The sequence below is a fragment of the Streptomyces sp. NPDC051684 genome (genome assembly GCF_044453445.1).
Lineage (GTDB): Bacteria > Actinomycetota > Actinomycetes > Streptomycetales > Streptomycetaceae > Streptomyces.
This window is the reverse complement of sequence record NZ_JBITCS010000005.1, coordinates 253,334-276,017: the sequence shown is the minus strand read 5'-3', so window position 1 is coordinate 276,017 and position 22,684 is coordinate 253,334. Positions and strand designations below refer to the sequence as shown.

The window sequence follows — 22,684 nt, the reverse complement described above, 5'->3', positions numbered from 1 at the left end:
GCGGAAGACCTCGGATCGACCCGATGGAGATCTTGGAGATTGCTCCCGAACCCACGTGCGAACGGCGCGCTCGACCGCCGCTCAACTGCCCTTTCGCAGGCCGATGTAGGGCTCGAAGGCGTCCAGGAGCAGTTCCCGCATCCGCGCCGCGTCCATGTCGCCCGTCCCGGCGAGTGCCTGGATGGCCAGGCCGTCGACGAGGCCCGTGAAGCGCGCGGCCAGGGCCTGCGCGTCGACGCCCGCGGCCATGCCCTCGCGCTGGCAGGTGCGCACCAGGTCAAGGACGACGCCGCGCCAGCGGGCATGGACGCCGCGCTGACCCTCCCGCAGGCTCGGGTCGAGGATCGCCTCGTTCCACGACTGCACCCACACCGACCACTCGTCGGTGTCCTCCTCGGTGGTCGTCAATTGCACCTCGATCAGGCGGCGCAGCTTCTCGACGGTGCTGTCGGCGGTCGCGAACTCGGCTTCCAGGCGGGTGTGGAAGCGGTCCGCGTAGAAGACGAGCGCGGAGCGCAGCGCGTCGTCCTTCGTCGGGAAGTAGTTGTGCACGGTGCCGGTGCTCGTGCCGCAGGCCTCGGCGATGTCGGCGACACGCACCCTGTGGAAGCCGCGGCGGGCGATGAGCCGGGCCGTCGCCTCCAGGATCTGCGTGCGGCGCAGCTCGGCGTCCACGATGTCGGCGCGCCTGCGGGGGCCATGCGTTCCGTTCGCCCCGTTGCGCGGCGCGGGCGGCCGTCCGACGCCGGTCCGCAGATAACGCTGTGACACCTTGCCGACCTGGGCGATGGCGGCGATCTCGGTGTCCCGCAGCCGGCGGTTGCCGCGCAGCGCCTTGGACAGGGCGGTGGGGTCCATGCCGACGCGGCCCGCGAACTCCCGCTGGCTCATGGGTGCGCACAGGACGACCTGGCGGGCCCGCTCGACGAGCGTCTCCTCGCCCTCGCTGTCGGGGCCCATGCCGGATCAGCCTTCCGCTTGCGCCGGGAGTGATGCGATGACTTCGTCGGCGGCGCGCACCCCCGAGGAGAGGGCGCCATCGATGTAGCCGTTCCACACACTAGCCGTCTCCGTGCCGGCCCAGTGCAGCGTCCCGGTCGGTGTGCGCCAGCCGTGACGTGCGTAGCCGGTCCAGGCCCCGGGGGTCGCGTACGCCTCGTATCCGCCACGTGCGTACGGGTCCTGAGACCAGTTCTTCTCGGTGTAGTCGAGGGGTTCCGCCGCCGCGTCCCCGACGACACGGGCGAGGCTCGCGAGGGCGGCCTCCCGGCGGGCGGCGGCGTCGAGGCGGCTGAAGTCGGTGAGCCGGTCGCCGTAGACGAAGCCGACGAGCACCCCCCGCGCGGCGTCCGCCGGCGAGTTGTCGAAGACGACGCCGAGCGGCCCGTCGTCGTAGAGCGTGGCGATTCCGGACAGGCCCGCCGCGCGCCAGAACGGGGTGTCGTACACCGCGTGCACCTTGGCGACCCGGCCCATCGGGCTGTGCGCGAGCCAGCCCTCCCTGCTCACCGGCAGCGCCGGGCTGAAGGAGACGGCGCGGACCGCGGGCGGCGGGAGCGCGACGACCGCCCGGCGGGCCTCGTACACGGTGTCCACGGTGTGCACGCGCACGCCGCCCGCGTCGTGCTCGATCCGGCGGGCCGGGGAGCCGAGGCGGATCCGGTCGCCGAGCAGTTCGGCGATCGCACGGGCCGGTCCGGCGGCGCCGGTGGCGAAGCGGCTGTCCTGGGCGCAGCCGCCGGTCTCCATGAGCTGCTCCCAGCCGCCGGCCGCGGCGACGTAGAACAGCACGTGGAACAGCGAGATCTCGTACGGCTCCGCGCACCACACACCCTGGACGGCGAGCGCGAGCCGGCGCAGCGCGGCCGGGTCGTCGGTGTGCGCGCGGAAGTAGGACTGTGCGGTCTGCGCGTCCCATTCGGCGAAGCCGGGGGTGCGCCAGGGCTCAACGGTGTCCACGGTCCGGGCGAGTGCGTCGAGGGCCTCGGTGACGCGTGTGTACGAGGGGATTCCGGGCCCGTCGGCGGGGGCCACCCCGAGGTAGGGGACGGTGCTGCCGTCCTGCCACACCTCGATGTGCTTTCCGGTCTCCCAGGTCGGGAAGGTGGCGCAGCCGAAGCGGGCGGCGAGAGTGTGCAGTCGGGTCTGGGTGGGGCCGATCCACTGTCCGCCGTGGTCGATGCGCAGGCCGTCGGCACGGGACTCGGTGAGAACCCGGCCGCCGACCCGGTCCGCCGCCTCGATGACGGCGAAGTCCGTGCCGTGGTCGTGGAGTTGGAGGGCCGCGGCGAGACCGGCGTAGCCGCCGCCGACGATGACGACCTCGGTCTCGACCAGGTTCATTTCGGTCTGTTCCCACATGACAGGAGAGCATGTCGCAACACTGATCATTCAGTCAATGTTGCGGTCCAAGCGGTCCGGGACCCTTGACATGCCGGGCGTCGAGCGCATCATTGACCATCGCGTCAGTATTGCGATCCCCGACCCCGGACAGGGAGTTCGACCGTGCCGGACATCCCACGCACCACCGCCGACGAAGCTTCCGGCGACATACCTCGGCAGGGCTTGCGCGCCAACGCGCTCGGCATGACGACGAGTCTGATCCTGTCGGTCGCGTCGGCCGCCCCCGCGTACAGCCTCGCGGCGACGCTCGCGTTCATCGTGGCGTTCGTCGGCTTCCAGGCGCCGTCGATCGTCGTGCTCGCCTTCGTGCCGATCCTGTTCGTGTCCTTCGGCTACGCGGCGCTGAACCGTCAGGAGCCGGACTGCGGCACGATCTTCACCTGGGCGAGCCGGGTGCTCGGCCCGCGCGTCGGCTTCATGGGCGGCTGGGCCATCATCACCTCGTTCGTGCTGGTGCTCGCCAGCCTGGCGCAGGTCGCGGGCCAGTACGTGTTCATCCTCTGCGGCGCCGAGGGCATCGGCGCGGACCCGTCGAGCCCCTGGGTGCTGCTTGTGGGGCTCGGCTGGATCGGCCTGATGGGCGCCGTCTGCTATCGCGGCATCGAGGTGGCGGCGGCCGTCCAACGCGCCCTGCTGTTCCTGGAGTTCGGGATGCTGGCCGTGCTCTCGGTGGTCGCGCTGGTGCGTGTCTACAGCGGGAGCGCCGGGCCGGGGGCGCACCGTCCCCGGCTGTCGTGGCTGAACCCCTTCGAGATCCCCTCGCCGAGCGCCTTCGTCAGCGGTCTCGTGCTGATGCTGTTCATCTACTGGGGGTGGGAGACGGCGCTCACCGTCAACGAGGAGACCACCGACCGGCACCGCACACCGGGCCGGGCCGCCGCCTGGTCCACGCTCACACTCCTCGGGCTGTACCTGGTGGCCACCGTCGCGACGCTGGCGTTCGCCGGCATCGGCACGACGGGGATCGGCCTCGGCAACCCCGACAACTTCGGCGACGTGTTCTCCGGCATCGGCCGCGCCGTCTTCGGCGACAGCGGCCTCGGGACCTTCCTTTGGCATCTGCTGGTCCTGATGGTGCTGTCGTCGGCTGCGGCCTCCACCGAGACGACCGTCCTCACGCTGGGCCGCACGATGCTGGCGATGGGACGGCGCGGCGCCGCCCCACGGGCGCTCGCGAAGGTGCATCCGCGGTACGCGATCCCGCAGGTCGGCACCGTCGCCGTAGGCATCGCGGGCGCGGTCTGCTACATCGTCATGAACTTCCTCAGCGACGGTCAGGTGATCGGCGACGCCGTGTCCTCCTGCGGCTTGATGATCGCGTTCTACTACGGGCTCACCGGGCTCACCTCGGCCTGGGCGTACCGGGATCAGTGGCGGCGCAGCGCCGGGGACCTGTGGCTGCGGGTCGTGCTGCCCGCGATCGGCGGCCTGGTGCTGATCGCCGCCGGGCTGTGGAGCCTGCGCAACGACTGGGACCCGGCGAACAGCTACACCTCCTGGACACTCCCCTTCGCGCCGCACTGGCACATCGGTGGTGTCTTCCTCATCGGCGTCGGCACGCTGCTCCTGGGCTGGCTGCTGATGCTCGGCTACGCACGGGTGGCCCCGGAGTTCTTCGAGCGCACGGCCGACCGGGACGCGCCGGCGCCGACGCCGGACCCGCGGGAGGCCGTCACGCGCTGACACCGCACCCGAGCCGTCGCACCATCGTCCGCCGAACGACCGACGACGCAGGAGTCCGCCATGCCCCTCCCCGTGCCCGACCCCTCGGAACTGACCGCAGAGCAGCAGGAGTTCGTCCGGCTGGCCCGCGACTTCGCCGCCACCGAGATCCGGCCGCTCGCCCGCGCGGTCGACGACGCCGCCGTCGAGTCACCTCTCGACCTGTGGAAGAAGGCGGCCGCGGCCGGCCTGACCGACTTCATGATCCCGGCCGGGTACGGCGGGGGCGGTGTCACCGATCTGGCCACGCAGGCGCTCGTCCAGGAGGAGCTGTGCCACGGTGACATCGGCATCGGCAATCTGCTGACGTCCAACGGCTTCTTCGCGGCCCCGGTCCTCGCGCTCGGCACCGACGCGCAGAAGGAACGGTGGCTGCGCCCGCTCACCACCCCCGCCCCGCCGCTGACCGCGCTCGCCGTCACGGAGCCCGACCACGGCTCGGACGCCGCGGGCATCCGCACCCGTGCCGTGCGCGAGGGCGACCAGTATGTGCTCAGCGGTCAGAAGACATGGATCTCCAACGCCCCCTACGCCGACCGGTTCGTGGTGTTCGCCACGGTCGATCCGGGGCTGCGCTCTCATGGTGTCACGGCCTTCGTCGTCGACCGGGGCGCACCCGGGCTCTCCGTCGGCCGACCGATGCGCAAGATGGGACAGCGGGCCATCGTCAACGCCGAGGTGTTCCTCGACGGCGTACGGGTCCCGGTCGCCGACCGGCTCGGCGAGGAGGGGCAGGGTTTCTCCGGGCTCATGCGGACCTTCGACGCCTCCCGGATCCTGATCGGCGCCTCGTGCACCGGACTGTGCCGGGCGGCGCTCGACCTCGCGGTGCAGTACGCGCGCGAGCGGGTGCAGTTCGGTGTGCCGATCATCGAGCACCAGTCGGTCGCCTTCCGCCTCGCGGACATGGCCACCCGCGCGGACACCGCACACCTCGTGACGATGCGTGCCGCGCGCCTGCACGACCGGGGCCTCACGGTGACCTCCGAGGCGGCGACGGCGAAGCTGGTCGGCTCGGAGAACGCCATGTTCGCCACGTGGGCCGCCGTGCAGACGCTGGGCGGCAACGGCTATTCGCAGGAGTTCCTCGCCGAGAAGTGGCTGCGGGACGCCAAGCTGGAGGAGATCGAGGAAGGCACGTCCGACATCCAGCGGCTCATCATCTCCCGTGCGCTCGCCGCGTCATGACGACCCGTCGGACGCTCGACGTGTTCCGCACCCCGCGCTCCGTCGCCGTGGTCGGCGCCACCGACAACCCCGCCAAGTGGGGCCACTGGCTCGCGCGCGGCGCCCTGGCCGGGCGGCACCGGCGCCGCGTGCATCTCGTCAACGCGCGGGGCGCGAGGGTGCTCGGACAGCCGAGCCACCCGTCCCTCGACTCCCTGCCCGAGGTGCCCGATCTGGTCGCCTTCGCGGTGCCCGCCGCCGCGCTCGCCACCGGGGTCGGGCACGCGGTCGCCCTCGGGACCCCGGGGCTGCTCGCCGTCACCTCCGGCATCGAGGACCCCGCCGCGCTCACCCGGACCGTACGGGCCGGCGGCTCCCGACTGGTGGGGCCGAACTGCCTGGGCCTGTACGACGCGTCGGCCGAACTGGAGCTGGCCTGGGGCCGGTTCACCGCGGGCTCGCTCGCGGTCGTCTCGCAGAGCGGCCAGGTCGGACTCGAGATCGCCCAGTTGGCCGCGGCGGCCGGCGTCGGTGTCTCCCGGTTCGTCAGCGTGGGCAGCCAGCTCGACGTGGACGCCGCCGAGGTGCTCGCCGATCTCGTCGACCACGACGCCACCCGTGCCGTCGCCCTCTACCTGGAGAGCTACGGCGACGGCGGGTCACTCCTCGACGCCCTCGCCGCACTGCGCGAGGCGGGCAAACCGGTGCTGCTGCTCACCGTCGGCGCCAGTACGGCGGCGCGCCGGGCCGCCCGCTCGCACACCGGCGCCATGGGTTCCTCGCTGCGGACAGCGGCGGGCAGGGTGCCGTGGCGGCGGACACCGCCGCGCGACTCGGCCTGGAGGTCACGCGGTTCCCGACCGCCGTCCGCCGTGACCTCGGGCGTCATCTGCCGCCGCACGCCGGACGGACGAACCCCGTGGACCTCGACGGCGCGGGCGAGCGGGACCTGTCGACGTACGCCTCGGTCCCCGCGTGCCTGGCGGAGGCGGAGGTCGCCGACACGATCGTGCTCAGCGGATACTTCGGCAGCTACGGCCGGGACATCCCCGCGCAAGCGGCGGCTGAGTCCGCCGCGGCGCGTGCCCTCGGCCGCCTCGCCGTGGACAGGGCGCTGCCCGTCGTCGTGCACTCCATGGCCGAACACACCCCGCTGACCCGCGAGTTGGAGGCATCCGGTGTGCCGACGTTCACCGACGTCGAGCGGGCGCTGCGGGCCGTCGCCACGGCACACCGTCTGACCGGGCCGCCTCGACACCGCCGCACACCGCGACACCCGGCGCCGGGTGGTGCTCCTGTCGGTACGGGATACCTGGCCGCGCGGCGCCTGCTGGGCGTGGCAGGTGTGCCGTTCCCCTGGGCCGCCGACATCCCGCCGGGCACCCGTGACCCGGTGGCCGCGGCGGCCTCCCTCTCGGCGCCCGTCGTCCTCAAGGCCGACTGGCTCGAGCACAAGACCGAGCACGGGGGTGTGGCGACCGGGCTGTGGGATCCCGGCGCGCTGCGGGCCGCGTACCTCGACATGGTCGAGCGCCTCGGACCGCACCGCTACGTGGTCGAGGAGATGGACCGGCGCCCGGACGTGGTGGAGGTGCTCGTCGCCGCCCGGCGGGACGCGTCGTTCGGCCCGGTCGTGGTGGTCGGCGCGGGCGGGGTCCGCGCCGAACTCTCCCGCGACCTGGCCCTCGAGCTCGCGCCCTGCTCGCGGGCCACCGCGCTCGCCATGGTGAGCGGCCTGCGGACGGCGCCGCTGCTGCACGGGTGGCGCGGTGGCCGTCCCGTCGACGTGGAGTCCCTGGTGGACCTCGTCGTCACCGTGTCCGAGGTGATCGCCGGCCGTGACGACATCGAGGAGGTCGAGCTCAACCCGGTACGGGTCGCTCCGGACGGCGCGCTCGCCGTGGACGCCGTGGTCCTTGCCGCCGGGGCCGCCCGGTCCGGGACAGCGTAGGGTGAGCCGCGTTTCGACCGCACGGCATCCGCAGGAGTCCCCCTTGCCCGCTTCGCTCACCGACCTGTTGGAAGACGCGCCTGTCATCGCGAGCGTGAAGGACGAGGCAGGGCTCAAGGCGGTGCTGCGCTCGGACTGCAAGGTCGTCTTCCTGCTGTACGGCTCGCTGCTGGACCTGCCGGAGATCGTCGCCACGCTCAAGGACGACGGGAGGACCGTGCTCGTCAATGTCGACCTGGTGGAGGGCTTCTCCGGCAAGGACGTCGTCGTGCGGTACGTGAAGGAGCGGACGGCGGCGGACGGGATCCTCAGCTCGAAGGCGTTCATGGTGCGTGCCGCCCGCGAGGCGGGGCTGTTCGCCGTGCACCGGTTCTTCCTCATCGACTCGATGTCGTACCGCAACCTCGTGCCGCAGCTGCGGTCCTCGAAGGCGGACTGCGTCGAGATCCTGCCCGGCTGCGTGCCGCGGGTCATCTCGTGGGTCGTTGACGACATCGAGGTGCCGCTCATCGCCGGCGGTCTCGTCTGCGACCGCGACGACGTGTTCGCGGCGCTGAAGGCGGGCGCCACCGCCATCGCGTCGTCCAATGCCGACGTCTGGGAGATGTAGCGGGCCCGAAGCGGAAGTGAACAACCCTTGACACCCTCGCTCGGGTCGATCTAGGTTTGCCTTCCGAGCCCCGGAAAGGGCTCCCACAATCACATATCGGCTCCCGCCGCACGGCGGAAGCAGTTACTAGAGACCAGAGAACAGTAACTCCTCAGCGATTGAGGGTTGCTGTTCTTTTTTTGTGCCGTTTTTCGCCCGCGAACCATTCCCTGTACGAATACCTGCCACAACGAGGTGGACCGTGACCAGAGCGCGCAAATGGACGGGATTTCTGATCCTGTCGATGTCGTGCGGCATCATCTTCCAAGTCGCATACATTCGGTTCGTCTTTCTCGGTGCCACCGCCGAGGCGCTCCACCTTTCGTCGCAGGACTACGGCAACATCATCTCCGTGTTCGGTTTCGTGGCGATGGTGATGTACTTCGTGGGCGGCTGGTTCGCCGACAAGTTCTCGCCGAAGCTGCTGGTCGCGGTGGGTCTCGCGGGGACCGGCGTGCTCGATCTGTATCTGGCGCAGGCCCCGGGGTACGGCGGCACGCTCGTCGCGCACGTTCTCATGGCGGTGATGGGAATGGGGCTCTACTGGCCCGCTCTCGTCAAGGCCATCGGCATGCTCGGCGAGACCTCCGAGCAGGGGCGTCTCTTCGGATTCCTGGAAGGCATGCGCGGCATCACGTCGACCGTCGTCGGATTCGTCGGCACCGCGCTCGTGACGGGCGCGGTGAGCGAGGCGGCGGGCGTCATATGGGTCATTCGGATCTACGGAATTCTCGCCTTCGTGTTCGCGACGCTCGTGTGGTTCCTGGTCCGGGACGACAAGGAGAAACTCGCCGCGCTCGGCTCCAGCACCGTCACGTTGAAGCAGCTGTGGCGGGCCGCAAGGAACAAATACACCTGGCTCATCGGCATCACCGTCATGCTGATGTACTGCTTCTACACGACACTCGGCTATTTCTCGCCGCTGCTCGAATACCGCTTCGGCATCGCGGCCGGTCTCATCGGCGTCATCGGTGTCGTGCGCACGTACGTGTTCCAGTTCGTGGCGGGTCCCGCGGGCGGGGTCGTCGTCGACAAGGTCACCAAGTCGTCGCCGCGCTTCCTGCGCTGGATGTTCGTGGGCTGCGCGGTCGTCGCCGCGGTCTTCCTCGTCCTGCCGCACGAGGCCGCCTTCGGGTGGGTCGCGGTGGCCCTGATGTTCCTGCTGTGCCTGTTCGTCTTCGCCAGCCGTGGTGTGTACCTCGCGACCGTCGGCGAAGTGGAGATTCCCGAGAACGAGCGCGGTGGTGTCATCGGCCTGGTCTCCGGCATCGCGTTCCTGCCCGACGCGTTCCTGCCGTCGCTGTGCGCCTGGTGGATCGGCGACCCGGCCGCGAGCCCATCGGTGCCCGAGCGCGGCGGCGGCTACACCACGATGTTCGGCTTCCTGCTGGCCGCGGCGCTGCTCGGCCTGCTGTTCACCACCCTCACCACCCGCACCCGCCGCCGCGAACTCGCCGCCCGCACCCCGCGGCCGACCGCCCCGCGGACGGCCACCGACGCCCCCGCCCCCGCACTCTGAGGAAGGCCCTCGACTTCATGGACATCACCGACTTCCACCGCGACTTCTTCTCCCTCGACGGCAAGAACGCGATCGTCACCGGGGGCAACACCGGCCTCGGCCAGGCGTTCTCGCTGGCCCTCGCCAAGGCGGGCGCCAATGTCTTCGTGCCGTCCGTCGCCGACGACGACGGCACGACCCGCAAGCTCATCGAGGGCGAGGGCCGGCGGATGGAGTTCCTGGAGGCGGACCTGACCGCGCCGGGGGTGCCCCGCCGCGTGATCGAGGGGTGTGCGGAGGCCTTCGGCTCGGTCGACATCCTGGTGAACTCGGCCGGCATCTGCCGTCTCGCGGATGTCGAGGAGTTCGGCCGCGACGAGTGGGACCCGATGATCGACGTCAATCTCACGGCCCCGTTCGAGCTGAGCCGCGAGGCGACCCGCTTCATGGTCCCGCAACGTTCCGGGAAGATCATCAACATCGCGTCGATGTTCTCCTTCCTCGGCGGGCAGATGTCCCCCGCGTACGCGGCCACCAAGCACGGCATCGCCGGCTTCACCAAGGCGTACTGCGACGAGCTGGCCCAGCACAACATCCAGGTCAACGCCATCGCGCCCGGCTACTTCGCCACCAAGATCACCGAGCGGACGCGGGCGAACCCCGAGACCAACCAGCGGGTCCTCGACCACATTCCGGCGGGCCGCTGGGGCGACGTGGCCGACCTGATGGGGACGACGGTCTTCCTCGCGTCCCGCGCGTCGGACTACGTGAACGGCCATGTGCTGCCCGTCGACGGAGGCTATTTGGTCCGCTGAGCCGACGCCCGCACCCCCTCCCCACGCACATCGCTCCACGCACCACCCGAGACAGAGGTATCTCCCATGGCCAAGTCGCTCTCGAAGCTCAGCCGTCAGGACATCGTCGACCGGCTGACCGCGCTCCTCGACGCCGGACGGATCGTCACCGACGAGCAGCAGCTCAAGGAGGCGAGCGTCGACCGGTTCAAGAAGTACCAGTCCGTGCACGGCATCTACGACGGCCCGATCCCCGCCGCGATCGTCAACGCCCGCTCCACCGAGGACGTCTCGAAGGTGCTCGCCTTCGCCGACGAGCACCGCGTCAACGTCGTCGCCCGCACGGGCCGCACCGGCACCGAGGGCGGACTGGAGACGGCGGTCGAGGACACCATCGTGCTCGACGGCTCGGGCCTCGACGGCATCGTCTCGATCGACGCCGAGAACATGCGGGCCACCGTCCAGTGCGGGGTGCCGCTCCAGGTACTCGAGGACAAGCTGCGCGAGCGCGGCCTGACCACGGGACACTCGCCGCAGTCGAAGCCCCTCGCGCAGTACGGCGGCCTCGTCTCGACGCGCTCCATCGGCCAGTTCTCGACCCTGTACGGGGCGATCGAGGACATGGTCGTCGGCCTGGAGGCGGTGTTCCCCGACGGCTCGGTGGCGCGCATCAAGAACGTGCCGCGGCGTGCGGCAGGCCCGGACATCCGGCACATCGTCATCGGCAACGAGGGCGCCCTGTGCTACATCACCGAGGTCACCGTCAAGGTCTTCAAGTACCAGCCGGAGAACAACGAGTTCCACGGCTTCCTCGTCGACGACATGGCCACGGGCATCGCCGCGATCCGCGAGGTCGTCACGAACGGCTTCAGCCCGTCCGTGGTCCGCGTCTACTCCCCCGAGGACGCCCGCCAGCACTTCTCGCACTTCTACGACGGCAAGGTCGTCGTGGTGTTCGTCGCCGAGGGCCCCCGCGGCCTGGTCCGGGCCACCAGCGAGGAGATCGAGCGGGTCATGGCGCAGCACGAACACACCCGGGTCGACCCGCAGCTGATCGAGAACTGGTTCGACAACCTCAACTGGGGCCCCGACAAGATCGAGGCCGAGAAGCAGGTCATGCTGGCGAAGGCCGAACTCGGCTACACCACCGAGGTGTCGGTGGACTGGTCGCGCACGGTCGAGCTGTACGAGAACGTCATCGCCCGCATCCAGGGCGAGTTCCCGGCCGCCGACGACCTCGTGATGCTCGGCGCGCACTCCTCGCACAGCTACCAGACGGGCACGAACCTGTACTTCGTCTACGACTACGTCATCAACTGCGAGCCGCGCGAGGAGATCGGGAAGTACCACATCCCGCTCAACGCGATCATCGTGGAGGAGGCCCTGAAGGTGGGCGGCTCAATGGTCCACCACCACGGTGTCGGCAAGTACCGCGCGCCGTGGACGACGCGGGAGCACGGCAGCGCGTACCCGATCCTGGCCAAGCTCAAGGAGACCTTCGACCCCAACGGGATCATGAACAAGGGCACCATCTTCCCGTTGGACGCCTGAGCACACCCCCTCGGCGCGGGGCGGGCTCCGGCCCGCCCCGCGCGTCATCTCCCCCGACCGGCCGCAACCCTCAACGGAGTGGGCATGCCCAGCACCCGACCGCGCTACTTCGTGGCGATCGACAACGGATCGCAGTCGACGAAGGTGACCGTCTTCGACCAGCACGGCCGCGCCGTGAGCGAGGGCCGCCAGAGCCTGCGCCCCTACGCGACGCCGCGCCCCGGGGCGGTCGAGCATCCCGAGGACGACCTGTGGACGTCGATCGCCGCGGCGAGCCGCCGGGCGCTCGCCGCGTTTCCGGGTGACACGGCGGACATCGTGGGCGTGGGTCTGTGCACGATCCGGTTCTGCCGGGCGGTCCTCAGGGCGGACGGCAGCCTCGCCCAGCCGGTGATGAGCTGGATGGACGAGCGGGTCTCGCGCCCGTACGAGCACACGGACCCGGTCGCCACGCATGTCACCACGTCGTCCGGCTACCTCACGCACCGGCTCACCGGACAGCGGCGTGACACGGCGGCGAACTACGCGGGCATGTGGCCGCTGGACCCGGACACCTGGCGGTGGACGGACGACGAGACGGAGCTCGCCACGTACGGGATTCCGCGGGCGATGCTGTTCGACCTGGTGCTGCCGGGCGAGGTGCTCGGGCAGGTGACCCCCGAGGCCTCGGCCCGCACCGGGATCCCCGCCGGGTTGCCGGTGGTCGCGACCGCCAACGACAAGGCCGTGGAGGCGCTGGGCTGCGGACTGCGCGGCTCGGACACCCTGCTGGTCTCGCTCGGCACGTACGTCGCCGGCATGACGACGGGACCGCGCAACGTTCCCGACGCGAGCGGATTCTGGACCAACTACGCCGCCACCCCGCACGCGTACCTGTACGAGAGCGACGGTGTGCGGCGCGGCATGTGGACGGTGAGCTGGTACCGCGACCTGCTGGGCGAGGAGGCCATCGCCAAGGCGCGCGCCGCGGGCGTTTCCGTGGAGGACCACCTCAACGCGGAGGCCGCGAAGGTACCGGCGGGCAGCGAGGGGCTGCTCACCGTCCTCGACTGGCTCGCGCCCACCGACGCCCCGTACCGCAAGGGCGGCATCCTCGGGTTCGACGGACGCCAGGGCAGGTACCACATCTACCGCTCGATCCTGGAGGCGCTCGCGCTGACCGTGTGCGAGGCGGGCGAGCGGATGTCGGCCGAACTGGGCACGGAATACCGCCAGTTGATCGTGTCGGGCGGCGGCTCGCACTCGGATCTGATGATGCAGATCTTCGCCGATGTCTTCGGTGTCCCGGCCCGCCGTTCGGAGGCGGACAGCGCGGCGGGGCTCGGTGCGGCCGTCTGTGCGGCGGTCGGCCTGGGGGTGCACCCCGACTTCGACAGCGCGGTCGCGGCGATGGTGCGGCCGGGCGAGGAGTTCGTCCCGGACCCGGCACACCATGCGCTGTACCAGCGGTTGGCGCAGGTGCACCGGGATGTGCGCGGGCACACGGACGGCATCTACCGGCGGCTGCGGGACATCACGGGGTGAGCTGGGTCGACGGCTCCGCCGCCGGGCGCGTCCGCACGTCCTGCGGATAGATCATGCGGTCCGGGATACGGTGCCGTTCGCGCCGGGCCAGGAACCAATAGAGGACGCCCGGCAGTGTCAGTCCCACGATCCACGAGATGTCCGCGCCTCCCAGGCGGGCGACGAAGGGGCCGGTGAACAGGTCCGTCGCCATGAACGGGAGTTGGACGACCAGGCCCACCGCGTACGACACCAGGGCGGGCACCCGCCAGGAGCCGTAGCGGCCGTCGGGGTCGTTCAGGGCCGGAATGTCGTAGCGCTCCTTCGCGACCAGGTAGTAGTCCGCGAGGTTCACCGCGCTCCACGGGGTGAAGAAGGCCAGCACGATGAGCAGGAACGTCGAGAAGGTGTTGAGGAAGTCGCCCCGCCCGGCGAGGGCGAGGGCGGCGCCCACCACGATGATCGCGGCGATGTAGCCGACCCGCCCGCGCGGCGAGAGCCGGTGGGGCACCGCGCCGCGCCGCCGCATCCCGGTCACACTCGTCACGGTCGACATGAACGCGCCGTACGTGTTGAGGACGGTGACGGTCAGTTTACCGAGGGCGATGACGAAGTAGAGCAGGGCCGCCGTGAGGCCGGCGCCGCCGAGTGACACCACATAGGTCACCTCGTGCCCGACGAAGGCCCCGCCCGCGGCCGCCGCGGCGAGCGCCCCGAAGGCCATCGACCACTGGGCGCCGAGCGCCGTCCCGGCCAACGTCCAGGCGAACGTCGCGCGGGCCGAGGTCGTACGCGGCAGATAGCGCGAGTAGTCGGCGACGTACGGGCCGAACGACAGCTGCCAGGACGCCGACAGCGACACCGCGAGCAGGAACGCGGGCAGGGCGAAGCTGTGGTCGGCGAGAACCGTGCCCATGTCGTCGTGCTGGAGGAGACGTACGCCGAGGTAGACGAACGCCACCCCGCACACCACTCCGGCGAGGCGCCCCAGGAAGTGGATCAGGCGGTAGCCGACGGCGGCGGCCACCGCGGTGACCACCGTGAAGATGAGGATGCCCGCGACGGGCCCGAGGTGGGTCAGTTCGCCGACCGCCTCGCCGGCGAGGACGGTGCCGCTCGCGGTGCAGCCGATGAACATGAACACCGCGAGGACCAGGGGCACCACGGCGCCGCGGACCCCGAACTGGGCCCGCGAGGAGATCATTTGCGGCAGGCCGAGCCGGGGGCCCTGCGCCGAGTGCAGGGCCATCACCGAGCCGCCGAGCAGATTCCCGACGAGCAGGCCGATCACCGCCCAGAAGGCGGTGGCGCCGAGCACCACCGCGAGGGCTCCGGTAACCACGGCCGTGATCTGCAGGTTCGCGCCCACCCACAGCGTGAACTGGCTGAACGCGGTGCCGTGGCGTTCCTCGTCGGGCACCACGTCGATCGAGCGCGACTCGACCAGGCCGCCCGAGGACTGCTCCCCCGTTGTCGGCATCGTGTCACCGGCCTTCGTGTGTCGCGAGCACCGTGCCGATGGCGGCGACGAGCGCGCGCAGTTCCTCGTCGGTGGTGATGAACGGCGGGCTGATCTGCACGGTGTTGCCGCGCAGCGGGCGGGTGACGAAGCCGTGCTCGACGAGTTCGTCGGTGACCGCCTCCGCGCTGATGTCGTCGACGAGGGAGACACCGCCGAGCAGTCCCGCGACCCGCGTCTCGACGACGGACACCCGTGTGCCCAGGACCCGCAGTTCGTCGGCGAGGACCTGTTCGAGCTCGGCCACCCGGGGCACCAGCTTCTCCTCGTCGAGGATGTCGAGGTTGCGCAGGGCCACGGCGCAGGCGGTGGCGTGCCCGGAGTAGGTGGCGCCGTGCCGGAACATGGGTGTGTCGTCGGCGTCCCGGTAGAACGGCTGCCAGATGTGCGGGGCGACGAGGACACCGCCGAGCGGCGCGTAGCCGGAAGTGACACCCTTGGCGAAGGTGATCAGGTCGGGTGTGAGCCCGTAGCGTTCGGTGGCGAACATGTGGCCCGTGCGGCCGAATCCGGTGATCACCTCGTCGATGATCAGCAGGATGTCGTGCTCGCGGCAGATGCGTTGCAGGCCTTCGAGGTAGCCGGGCGCGGGTGGGACGACACCGCCGGTGCCCTGGACGGGTTCGGCGACGAGCGCCGCGATGTGTTCCGGGCCGATCTCCATGACGGTGCGTTCGACGGCGTCGATGTCGTACGTGTCGACGCGTGCGGTCTCCGGGACCAGGGACTCGGTGCCGTATCCGGTCCGGTTGAAGTCGAGGCCCGCGATGCTCGTGCCGTAGGCGTGCAGGCCGTGGTAGGCGAACTCGCGGCTGAGGATCATGGTCTTGCCCGCGCGGCCCTCGCGCTGCCAGTGCCTGCGGGCGAGTTTGCAGGCGACGTCGATGGCGTCGCTGCCGCCGCTGTTGAGGATGACCTTGGGGTCGTCGATGGGTGACAGGGCGGCGAGGCGTTCGGCGAGGGCGACGGCGCGGTCGTTCAGGTACCGGCCGAAGACGTGGTACGTCTCCAGGCGTCGCATCTGGTCGTGGGCGGCGTCGGCGAGTTCGGGGCGGGAGTGGCCGACGTTGGCGTGCCACAGGCCGGCGGTGCCGTCGAAGAGACGGCGGCCGTCCGTGGCGTACAGGTAGCTGCCCTCGGCGCGCTCGATGGTCAACTGGCGTCCGAGGACGGAGGGGAGGTGCGCCTGGGCGCTCCACAGTGCGGGGCCGGACAGGACGGGCGGGTTCTCCTGGGCCATGGGTTTCTCCGTAAGGGTGGGGGGGGATCAGTGTGTGGTGCTGCCGCGTCGCCGGGAGCGTACGAGCACGTAGGTGACGAGGATCGCGGCCAGGCTCAGGACGCTCAGATAGAGCTGGGAGCGCGCGTCCGGGACGAGGAGCATGGAGCTGAGGACGACGACGATGGCGGCCAGGGTGGCCCAACTCAGGTACGGGTAGCCCCACATGCGCAGCTTGAGCCGGTCCGGGGCCTCGCGTTCCAGCTGTCGCCGCATGCGCAGTTGCGAGCCGGCGATGATCGCATAGACGAACAGACCGACGGCGCCTGCCGAGTTGATGATGAAGTTGAAGATGGTGTCGGGCGCGACATAGCTCATGGCGACGGCGATGTATCCGACGACCGTGCAGGCCAGGATGGCCTTCCAGGGGGTACCCCGGCGGCTGCGGTGGGCGACCCAGCGGGGCGCCCAGTGGTTGCGCTGGAGGGCGAAGAGCATCCGGGAGGCTGTGTAGAGACCGGAGTTGAGCACGGAGAGGACGGAGGTGAGGACCACGACGTTGATGACGGTCGTCGCCGCCGGGACGCCCATCTTGCCGAAGGCCGCCGCGTACGGGCTGGTCTCGACCGGGATCCGGTCCCACGGCGTCATCATCACCAGCAGCGTGACGGACCCGACGTAGAAGATGATGACGCGCCACACCGTGGAGGAGGTCGCCTTCACGACCGACTTCACCGGGTCGTCGGACTCGGCGGCGGCGATGGTGACGATCTCGGTGCCGACGTAGGAGAAGATCACGAGGACGACGCCGTGCAGGATGGCGGACAGGCCGTTGGGGGCGAAGCCGTCGAGGGCGACGTTGCCCACCGACAGCTCGGCGTCCGGCCACAGTCCGAGGGCGAAGAGAGTGCCCGCGACGAGGAACACGACGATCGTGACGACCTTGATGGAGGCCAGCCAGAACTCGGTCTCCCCGAAGGAGCGGGTCGACACCAGGTTCGTGGCCGTCAGCAGTGTCATCAGGACCAGAGAGAAGACCCATTGCGGTACGCCGGGTATCCAGAGCATCAGGAGCTTGGCGCCCGCGACTCCCTCGAAGGCGACGACACCGACCCAGAAGTACCAGTACAGCCAGCCGATGGTGTAGCCGGCCCAGCCGCCGAGCGATGTCCTGGCGTACTCCATGAACGAGCCGAGGGTCGGTGAGGCGGTCGCCATCTCGCCCAGCATCCGCATGACGAGGATGACCAGGAGGCCGCCGAGCGCGTAGGACAGGATGCTGGCCGGGCCGACGGTGTGGATGACGGCGCCGCTGCCGACGAAGAGGCTGGCGCCGACGATGCCGCCGAGGGCGATCATCCGGACGTGCCGCTGCCTGAGGGTGCGGGGTGCGTCGGAGGGCGGCTGCTCCGGGGCCGTTCCGTCGCCCGGATCGATCCTGTCGTTCTCGTGAGTTGTCCGCACTGTTGAGGGCCCTCCTGCAACATCGGTTCAGTGGGTCACGCAGGCGACGGGCCGTGATCGGCCGAAGCAGTGCGCAACTGTAGAACAGTTCTACTGTTCGGCACCAGAGGTCGCGGGGTGGCTACGATGACGCCATGACGGCACTTGACGGGCTGGTGGCCCAGCGGACCACGACCGCCCAGCAGATCGCCGACGGCCTGTCGGAGCGGATCCTCGGCGGGTCCTTCCGGCCGGGCGAGCGGCTGCGCGAGAGCGCCATCGCCGCCGAGCTCGGCATCGCCCGCAATACGGTGCGCGAGGCCGTCCGACTTCTCGAGCACGGCGGCCTGATCCGGTTCCAGGCCAACCGCGGGGCGGTGGTCATCTCCCCCACGCCGCGAGGTGTCGACGAGCTCTACACCGCGCGCGAGCACCTGGAGGCGGCGGCCCTCGCGGCGCCTCTCGACGCGGCCCAACTCGCCGCTGTGGAGGCGGCGTACGACCACCTCGTCGCGGTCACCGCGTCACTGCGGCGCGCGGACATCGTGGCCGCCGACCTGGCGTTCCACGGCGCGATCGTGGCGACGCTGGGCAACGCGCGCCTCGACGCGTTCTACGCCGGGCTCACGCGTGAACTGCGCTTCTATCTCATGGCGTTGTCCGCCCACGAACGCGAGAACGAGAACCCGCGCAGGCTGCTCGGCGAGCACGAGCCGCTGATGGCGGCGATCCGCGCGGGCGACGCGGAGCGCGCGCAGCGGGAGGCACGACATCACATCGCGTCCAACGGCGCGCGGGTTCAGGAGATCCTGGCGGCGTCCTTCGAGGGGTGAGCCACCGGGCGGGGCCGCGCACTCAGGGCTCCAACGGCTCCCGCTCGCCCCCGCTGGACTCCCGCACCTCCAGCCAGTGCGGCGCCACATGCACCTCGAACGGCGGGGGCTCCTGCGCGCGGACCCGGTCGACGAGACACTTCACCGCCAGCGCGGCGATCGCCGACTTGTCGGGGACCACCGAGGTCAGCGACGGGGTGCCGTAGCGGGCCTCCTCCGAGCCGTCGACACCGGCCAGCGCCACGTCGCCGGGGATGCTCAGGCCCGCCTCGTGCAGGGCGCGCCGGGCGCCGACGGCCAGCAGGTCGCTGAAGCAGAAGACGGCGTCCGGACGCTGGTCGGCCGGGAGTTCGGCCAGGACGCGCATCGCCCGGAGGCCGTTGCGCCGGTCGAAATCCTTGATCTGGGGTGCGAGGCGCGGGTCGTACGTCAGGCCCGCGTCGTGCAGCGCCTGCTGGAAGCCCTCCAGGCGCTGGCGGCTGGTCGCGGAGCCCAACTTGTCGACGCCGATCGCCGCGATGCGGGTGCGGCCGAGGCGCGCCAGGTGTGCGGTGGCCTCGCGGGCCGCCGCCACATTGTCGATGAGGACGTGGTCCGCCACCACCCGGTCGCCTTCGTAGCTGCGCTCGCCGAGGAGGACGAGGGGGAACTGGTCGGTGACGGGGGCGAGTTCGTCCGGTGAGACGCGCAAGGGCGAGAGGATCACGCCGTCCAGGAGCGAGGCGCCGACGCCGGTCGCGAGGCGGAGTTCCTCCTTGGTGTCACCGAGGGTCTCCTCGATGAGGACGGTGAAGCCGAGGGCCGCGGCCTCCGTGCGTACGTGGTGGGCGAGTTCCGCGAAGTAGGGCGTCGCCAGATCGGGGACGGCGAGGGCGATCAGTCCGCTGCGCCCGGTCCGCAGCCGGCGGGCCGAGGGGTTCGGCCGGTATCCCAGCTCCTGCACGGCGCACATCACGCGGGTCCGCGTGGCCTCCGACACCCGAGGCGCATCGCGTACAACGTTGGAAACCGTTTTGATCGACACCCCCGCCCGCTCGGCGACGTCCTTGAGCGTCACTGCTGCCACCGCCCGACTCCCCTCACCTGGTTATCGCTGAATTATGCACGTGCCGACCGCCATTGACAGCCCTGAATCCGGACCGAGTTCATCCGCGCCAGAGGGTTGACCGCGACGACACCCACTGGTTACAACGTTGGAATCCGTCGCCGTCGAGGTGCGTCGCAGCTGCTGCGCGTGGCCCGCGGTGCCCCACACGCCTGCCTCACCGAGAGGTCTCTCATGCCCGAGCCCCGATGCGGCCCGCGCCCCCGCCCCAGCCGCCGGGCCGTCCTGACCACCGCGGCCGCCGGGGTCGGTGCCGCGCTGACCGGCACGCTGTCCGGCTGTTCCACCGCGAGCGGCGGCACGTCGCGCGGTGTCACCCTCAGGTTCTCCTGGTGGGGCAACGACGACCGGGCCGCGCGCACCGAGAAGGCGGTGCGCCTCTTCGAGAAGGAGCACCCCGGCGTCACCGTCCGCACGTCGAACGGCGAATTCGGCGCGTACCTCCAGAAGTTGGCCACGCAGGCCGCCGGCGGCGGCATCCCCGACGTGGTGCAGCTCGACTACCGCCAGGTCTCCCAGTACGCCGGTGGTGACGCGCTGATGTCCCTGGACGACGCCATCAAGCGCGGCACCATCGAAACGTCCGACATGGACCACAGCTTCCTGCGCACCGGCACGTACCGGGGCGGCCAGTACGCCCTGCCGATGGGCCGCGGCATCACCGGGTTCGCCTACGACGCGAAGATCTTCAAGCGGGCCGGGATCGGCACACCCCGCCCCGACTGGACCTGGCAGGAGTGGGCCGAGGCCAACAAGAAGGTCACCGCGCTCGGCCTCAAGTCCCCCGACGGGCGTCCGCTGCGCGGCGCCAACGACGGCGGCGGCAACGAGGACATCTTCGAGGACTGGCTGCGCAGCCGCGGCGGGCGGCTCTACAGGAGCCAGACCGAACTCGCCTTCACCGAGGACGACCTCACCGAGTTCTGGACGCTCTACGACCGCCTCCGCAAGGACGGCGCCGTCGCCGAGCCCCGGGACACCGTGCAGGCCACGAACACCGAGATGTCCCCGATGGGCCGCCATCTCGCCGCCTCCGACTTCACCTGGGACGCGCCCTTCCCCGGCTATGTCGACCTGCTCGGCGACCAGGTGCACTACGCGCCCGTGCCCACGACCGACGGCCGGCAGGGCGCCTACTTCAAGCCGAGCATGCTCCTCGGCATCGGCGCACACTCCCCACACCCCAAGGAGGCCGCCCAGTTGGTGGACTTCCTGCTCAACGACACCCGGGCGGGCGACATCCTCGGGTTCTCCCGGTCCACCCCGCCCAACCGCACGATCGCGGCGCGCGTCGGCCGCACACTCAAGGGCGCCGAGCTGGAGATCTTCCGGTACGCGCAGACGATGGAGAAGTACGGCCTCGACGCACCGCCGACCGCCCCGCCACCCGCCGACCTGGCGATCCAGCCCACCTTCACCCGCGTGCACCAGCGGATGATCTACGGCAGGGCCACGCCCCGGCAGGCCGCGCGCGAACTCATCGACGAGGCCAACAAGGAGCTGAGGTCATGAGCGCACTCACCACCAAGGCGCCCGCCCCCGCGCACCAGGGTCCCGAGCAGCCGACCGCCGGGAAGCGGATCCGCCGCCGGACGCGCGAGAAGCAGTGGCCCGCCTATGTGTTCCTCTCGCCGTGGATGATCGGCGCGGTCGTGCTGACGCTCGTCCCGATGGCGGTGTCGCTGTACCTGTCGTTCACGGACTACAACCTGTTCGATCCGCCGAAGTGGATCGGCCTGCGCAACTACACCGACATGCTCACCGACGACCCGCGCTACTGGCGCTCGGTCGGCACCACGATGCTGTACGTCGTCGTGGCCGTCCCGTTGAAGCTGGGGCTCGCCCTCGGTGTGGCCATGCTGCTGAAGAACCTCAGCCGGGGCCGGGCCTTCTACCGCTCGGCGTTCTACGCCCCGTCGCTGCTCGGGGCGAGCATGTCCATCGCGCTGGTGTGGCGGGCGCTGTTCAACGACGGCGGGACCATCTCGCGCGGCCTCGGCGCGATCGGCATCCACACGGGCGGCTGGGTCGGCAACGCCGATCTGTCGGTGTACGTGATCGTCCTGCTGACGGTGTGGCAGTTCGGCGCGCCGATGGTGATCTTCCTGGCGGGGCTGCAGCAGATCTCGCCCGATCTGTACGAGGCCGCGGCGCTCGACGGGGCGGGCCGCTGGCGGCAGTTCGTCTCGGTGACCGTGCCGATGCTGTCCCCGGTCGTCTTCTTCAACCTGGTCCTCGAAGTCATCAACTCCTTCCAGGTGTTCACCCCCGCGTTCGCCGTCAGCGGCGGCGAGGGCGGCCCGGCGGACTCGACGCTGTTCTACACGCTGTACCTGTACGAGCGCGGCTTCACGGCCTCGCACATGGGCTACGCCTCGGCGATGGCCTGGCTGCTGCTGATCGCGATCGGCGTGGTCACCCTGATCCTGTTCCGGACGTCCCGGTCCTGGGTCTTCTACGCGGATGACACCGAGGGGGCCTCCCGATGAACATCGCCGCGAAGCGGTGGGTGCCGCACACCATCGCCGCCGTGTGCCTGTTGGTGCTGCTGTACCCGCTGGCCTGGCTGCTCGCCACGTCGCTGAAGCCCGCCGACGAGGTCATCGCCAGCCTCGACCTGTGGCCGAGCCATCTGGAGTGGGGCAACTACACGACCGCGCTCGACGGGGTGTCGGGCGTGCCGGTGAGCCGGCTGCTCGGCAACACCCTGATGATCGCCGGGGGCGCGGTCCTCGGCAATGTGCTGTCGTGCTCGCTGGCCGCTTACGCGTTCGCCCGGCTGCGGTTCCGGATGAGCAGGCCGATGTTCGGCTTCATGGTGGCGACGCTGATGCTGCCGCACCACGTCGTGCTGATCCCGCAGTACATCATCTTCAACCGGCTCGGCCTCACGGACACGTTCTGGCCGCTGATCCTGCCGAAGTTCCTGGCCACCGAGGCGTTCTTCGTGTTCCTCATCGTGCAGTTCATGCGCGGGATTCCGCGGGAACTGGAGGAGTCGGCGCGGATCGACGGCTGCGGCCCGTTCCGCACCTACTGGGCGATCACGCTGCCGCTCAGCCGGCCGGCGCTGATCACCACGGCCATCTTCACGTTCATCTGGACGTGGAACGACTTCTTCACGCAGATGATCTATCTGTTCTCGCCGGAGAAGTCGACCATCACGCTCGCCCTGCGCAGCTTCGTCGACCAGGGCAGCACCTCCGCGTACGGGCCGATGTTCGCGATGTCGGTGATCTCCGTGCTGCCGATCGTGCTGTTCTTCTTCGTCTTCCAGCGCTATCTCGTGCAGGGCATGGCGACCTCCGGGCTGAAGGGCTGAGACAC

The 22,684-nt window shown here is 70.4% G+C and carries 19 protein-coding genes; 13 read left to right on the top strand and 6 right to left on the bottom strand.

Translation table 11 applies throughout. The annotated features are described in order from the left end of the window. Positions 1–81 precede the first annotated feature (81 nt). On the bottom strand, positions 82–960 hold the full coding sequence (locus ACIA8D_RS08845) for a TetR family transcriptional regulator C-terminal domain-containing protein (protein ID WP_399230088.1): 879 nt from the start codon (positions 958–960) through the stop codon (positions 82–84). Between the two features lie 6 nt (positions 961–966). Continuing rightward, positions 967–2,361: a flavin monoamine oxidase family protein gene (locus tag ACIA8D_RS08840; protein WP_399230086.1), complete on the bottom strand. Its 1,395-nt coding sequence runs from the start codon at positions 2,359–2,361 to the stop codon at positions 967–969. Between the two features lie 144 nt (positions 2,362–2,505). Between ACIA8D_RS08840 and ACIA8D_RS08835 the strand changes: the two genes are divergently transcribed. The 9 genes from ACIA8D_RS08835 to ACIA8D_RS08795 all read left to right on the top strand — a co-directional run bounded on the left by ACIA8D_RS08835 (position 2,506) and on the right by ACIA8D_RS08795 (position 13,259). Beyond that, a complete protein-coding gene (locus ACIA8D_RS08835; protein WP_399230084.1) occupies positions 2,506–4,086 on the top strand; it encodes an APC family permease in 1,581 nt (526 codons plus the stop codon). Positions 4,087–4,146: 60 nt separating this feature from the next. Then, entirely contained in the window at positions 4,147–5,313 is a 1,167-nt protein-coding gene (locus ACIA8D_RS08830; protein ID WP_399230083.1) for an acyl-CoA dehydrogenase family protein, read from the top strand. Further along, positions 5,310–6,449: a CoA-binding protein gene (locus ACIA8D_RS08825; protein WP_399230082.1), complete on the top strand. Its 1,140-nt coding sequence runs from the start codon at positions 5,310–5,312 to the stop codon at positions 6,447–6,449. The genes ACIA8D_RS08830 and ACIA8D_RS08825 overlap by 4 nt, the downstream gene beginning before the upstream one ends. Continuing rightward, positions 6,428–7,243, top strand: coding sequence for an acetate--CoA ligase family protein (locus ACIA8D_RS08820; RefSeq protein ID WP_399230081.1), 816 nt, complete (start codon positions 6,428–6,430; stop codon positions 7,241–7,243). Before ACIA8D_RS08825 ends, ACIA8D_RS08820 begins: the two co-directional genes overlap by 22 nt. 43 nt (positions 7,244–7,286) lie before the next feature. Further along, the gene (locus tag ACIA8D_RS08815; protein WP_399230080.1) at positions 7,287–7,853 is read left to right on the top strand and encodes a glycerol-3-phosphate responsive antiterminator; all 567 of its coding nucleotides are present in this window, start codon (positions 7,287–7,289) and stop codon (positions 7,851–7,853) included. 241 nt (positions 7,854–8,094) lie between these two features. Beyond that, a complete protein-coding gene (locus ACIA8D_RS08810; RefSeq protein WP_399230078.1) occupies positions 8,095–9,411 on the top strand; it encodes a nitrate/nitrite transporter in 1,317 nt (438 codons plus the stop codon). Between the two features lie 17 nt (positions 9,412–9,428). Further along, positions 9,429–10,205, top strand: coding sequence for an SDR family NAD(P)-dependent oxidoreductase (locus tag ACIA8D_RS08805; protein WP_399230076.1), 777 nt, complete (start codon positions 9,429–9,431; stop codon positions 10,203–10,205). A 66-nt stretch (positions 10,206–10,271) separates the two neighbouring features. Then, the gene (locus ACIA8D_RS08800) at positions 10,272–11,735 is read left to right on the top strand and encodes an FAD-binding oxidoreductase (RefSeq protein ID WP_399230074.1); all 1,464 of its coding nucleotides are present in this window, start codon (positions 10,272–10,274) and stop codon (positions 11,733–11,735) included. Between the two features lie 84 nt (positions 11,736–11,819). Next, positions 11,820–13,259, top strand: a complete 1,440-nt coding sequence (locus ACIA8D_RS08795; RefSeq protein WP_399230073.1) for an FGGY-family carbohydrate kinase — start codon at positions 11,820–11,822, stop codon at positions 13,257–13,259. On the opposite strand, the gene ACIA8D_RS08790 is transcribed toward ACIA8D_RS08795, so the two are convergent. Genes ACIA8D_RS08790 through ACIA8D_RS08780 form a run of 3 tightly spaced genes read right to left on the bottom strand, consistent with a single transcriptional unit; the run spans position 13,249 to position 17,440 of the window. Beyond that, entirely contained in the window at positions 13,249–14,718 is a 1,470-nt protein-coding gene (locus ACIA8D_RS08790; protein ID WP_399230071.1) for a purine-cytosine permease family protein, read from the bottom strand. The genes ACIA8D_RS08795 and ACIA8D_RS08790 overlap by 11 nt on opposite strands. 4 nt (positions 14,719–14,722) lie before the next feature. Beyond that, complete coding sequence (locus ACIA8D_RS08785; RefSeq protein WP_399230069.1) at positions 14,723–15,997, bottom strand: aspartate aminotransferase family protein; 1,275 nt, start codon at positions 15,995–15,997, stop codon at positions 14,723–14,725. A 27-nt stretch (positions 15,998–16,024) separates the two neighbouring features. After that, positions 16,025–17,440: an amino acid permease gene (locus tag ACIA8D_RS08780; RefSeq protein ID WP_399230068.1), complete on the bottom strand. Its 1,416-nt coding sequence runs from the start codon at positions 17,438–17,440 to the stop codon at positions 16,025–16,027. A 134-nt stretch (positions 17,441–17,574) separates the two neighbouring features. Between ACIA8D_RS08780 and ACIA8D_RS08775 the strand changes: the two genes are divergently transcribed. After that, positions 17,575–18,252, top strand: a complete 678-nt coding sequence (locus tag ACIA8D_RS08775) for a GntR family transcriptional regulator (RefSeq protein ID WP_399230065.1) — start codon at positions 17,575–17,577, stop codon at positions 18,250–18,252. Between the two features lie 22 nt (positions 18,253–18,274). Here the strand turns inward: ACIA8D_RS08775 and ACIA8D_RS08770 are convergent, their stop codons facing one another. Next, a complete protein-coding gene (locus ACIA8D_RS08770; protein ID WP_399230063.1) occupies positions 18,275–19,318 on the bottom strand; it encodes a LacI family DNA-binding transcriptional regulator in 1,044 nt (347 codons plus the stop codon). A 213-nt stretch (positions 19,319–19,531) separates the two neighbouring features. Between ACIA8D_RS08770 and ACIA8D_RS08765 the strand changes: the two genes are divergently transcribed. The 3 genes from ACIA8D_RS08765 to ACIA8D_RS08755 are packed head-to-tail and all read left to right on the top strand — an operon-like array spanning position 19,532 to position 22,679. Then, positions 19,532–20,869 (top strand): ABC transporter substrate-binding protein, encoded by a 1,338-nt coding sequence (locus ACIA8D_RS08765; RefSeq protein ID WP_399230061.1) that lies wholly within the window; start codon positions 19,532–19,534, stop codon positions 20,867–20,869. Next, positions 20,866–21,846: a carbohydrate ABC transporter permease gene (locus ACIA8D_RS08760; RefSeq protein WP_399230060.1), complete on the top strand. Its 981-nt coding sequence runs from the start codon at positions 20,866–20,868 to the stop codon at positions 21,844–21,846. The genes ACIA8D_RS08765 and ACIA8D_RS08760 overlap by 4 nt, the downstream gene beginning before the upstream one ends. Next, on the top strand, positions 21,843–22,679 hold the full coding sequence (locus ACIA8D_RS08755; RefSeq protein ID WP_399230058.1) for a carbohydrate ABC transporter permease: 837 nt from the start codon (positions 21,843–21,845) through the stop codon (positions 22,677–22,679). Before ACIA8D_RS08760 ends, ACIA8D_RS08755 begins: the two co-directional genes overlap by 4 nt. Positions 22,680–22,684: the final 5 nt, after the last annotated feature.

Excerpts from the sequence above, each read along its gene's own strand:
- ACIA8D_RS08845 (WP_399230088.1), bottom strand. The coding sequence starts at position 960 with ATGGGCCCCGACAGCGAGGGCGAGGAGACGCTCGTCGAGCGGGCCCGC.
- ACIA8D_RS08840 (WP_399230086.1), bottom strand. The coding sequence starts at position 2,361 with ATGTGGGAACAGACCGAAATGAACCTGGTCGAGACCGAGGTCGTCATC.
- ACIA8D_RS08830 (WP_399230083.1), top strand. The coding sequence starts at position 4,147 with ATGCCCCTCCCCGTGCCCGACCCCTCGGAACTGACCGCAGAGCAGCAG.
- ACIA8D_RS08825 (WP_399230082.1), top strand. The coding sequence starts at position 5,310 with ATGACGACCCGTCGGACGCTCGACGTGTTCCGCACCCCGCGCTCCGTC.
- ACIA8D_RS08820 (WP_399230081.1), top strand. The coding sequence starts at position 6,428 with ATGGCCGAACACACCCCGCTGACCCGCGAGTTGGAGGCATCCGGTGTG.
- ACIA8D_RS08805 (WP_399230076.1), top strand. The coding sequence starts at position 9,429 with ATGGACATCACCGACTTCCACCGCGACTTCTTCTCCCTCGACGGCAAG.
- ACIA8D_RS08800 (WP_399230074.1), top strand. The coding sequence starts at position 10,272 with ATGGCCAAGTCGCTCTCGAAGCTCAGCCGTCAGGACATCGTCGACCGG.
- ACIA8D_RS08795 (WP_399230073.1), top strand. The coding sequence starts at position 11,820 with ATGCCCAGCACCCGACCGCGCTACTTCGTGGCGATCGACAACGGATCG.
- ACIA8D_RS08790 (WP_399230071.1), bottom strand. The coding sequence starts at position 14,718 with ATGCCGACAACGGGGGAGCAGTCCTCGGGCGGCCTGGTCGAGTCGCGC.
- ACIA8D_RS08785 (WP_399230069.1), bottom strand. The coding sequence starts at position 15,997 with ATGGCCCAGGAGAACCCGCCCGTCCTGTCCGGCCCCGCACTGTGGAGC.
- ACIA8D_RS08775 (WP_399230065.1), top strand. The coding sequence starts at position 17,575 with ATGACGGCACTTGACGGGCTGGTGGCCCAGCGGACCACGACCGCCCAG.
- ACIA8D_RS08765 (WP_399230061.1), top strand. The coding sequence starts at position 19,532 with ATGCCCGAGCCCCGATGCGGCCCGCGCCCCCGCCCCAGCCGCCGGGCC.
- ACIA8D_RS08760 (WP_399230060.1), top strand. The coding sequence starts at position 20,866 with ATGAGCGCACTCACCACCAAGGCGCCCGCCCCCGCGCACCAGGGTCCC.
- ACIA8D_RS08755 (WP_399230058.1), top strand. The coding sequence starts at position 21,843 with ATGAACATCGCCGCGAAGCGGTGGGTGCCGCACACCATCGCCGCCGTG.